This is a genomic window from Streptomyces sp. SPB074, assembly GCF_000154905.1.
In the GTDB taxonomy this organism is placed as follows: domain Bacteria; phylum Actinomycetota; class Actinomycetes; order Streptomycetales; family Streptomycetaceae; genus Streptomyces.
Window position 1 is genome coordinate 3,269,739 of sequence record NZ_GG770539.1, and the last position, 885, is coordinate 3,270,623.

Annotated in this window: 1 protein-coding gene; it reads right to left on the minus strand. The window is 78.8% G+C overall.

From position 1 onward, the window contains the following. Positions 1-128: 128 nt before the first annotated feature. Positions 129-885, minus strand: a 757-nt coding sequence (locus tag SSBG_RS13440; RefSeq protein ID WP_050776766.1) for a maleylpyruvate isomerase family mycothiol-dependent enzyme, incomplete at its 5' end; no start/stop codon positions are given.

Sequence of the window (885 nt, forward strand, 5' to 3'; positions counted from 1 at the left end):
GCGGGGTGGTGGCGCTGGGGGTTCCCGGGGGCCGGGCGGGGTGAGGCGGGCGGGGCGCGTTCGCCCGAAAGACGGAACCGGCACCCGTTCCCGAGGTGGACGCCGCCGCGCGCGGGGCGCGGGCCCGCTCAGCCCAGCAGGGGCAGGTACGGGGAGAGGTCGGCCCGTTCGCCGCTCGCGCTGATGCGGGCCGCGGCGCGCTCGCTCGCCCAGTCGGTACGGCCCGCGGCGAGGCGGACCCAGGTCAGCGGATCGGTCTCCACGACGTTGGGCGGGGTGCCGCGCGTGTGCCGCGGGCCCTCGACGCACTGCACGACGGCGTAGGGCGGCACCCGTACCTCGGTGGAGGCGCCGGGTACACGGGCGGCGAGCGCGTCGGCGAGCAGGCGGACGCAGGCGGCGAGCGCCTGCCGGTCCAGGGGGACTTCGCGCCCGGTCGCCCGTGCCAGGTCGTCGCTGTGCACGACGAGTTCGGCGCAGCGCGTCACGAGGAAGTCGCCGAGCGCCATGGGACCGGCCGGGGCCGCCACGAGCCGCCCGGGCAGGGCGCCTTCGAGCACCTGGTCGGCGCGGGTCGCGGTCTCGGCGAGCCAGTCGTCGAGCGCGGCCCGCCCGGCGAGCCCGGCGGCCCGTTCCCGTACCCGCTCCTCGTTGCGGGCGGCGCGCGCGGCGGTCGTGAACGGCCAGGCGGTGAGCGCCAGCCGGGGTGCCGTCGGCGGTTCCGCCTCGACCGCGCGCGTCACCGACTCCAGGGTGAGCCCGAGGTGCGTGACCAGCTCGGCGACGGTCCACGCGCCGAGCCCCGAGGGCTTCGCGAGCTCCTGCTCGCCGAGGCCGCGCACCGCCGCTCGGGCGAGCCCGTACTGGGCGAAGAGCGCGGTGCTC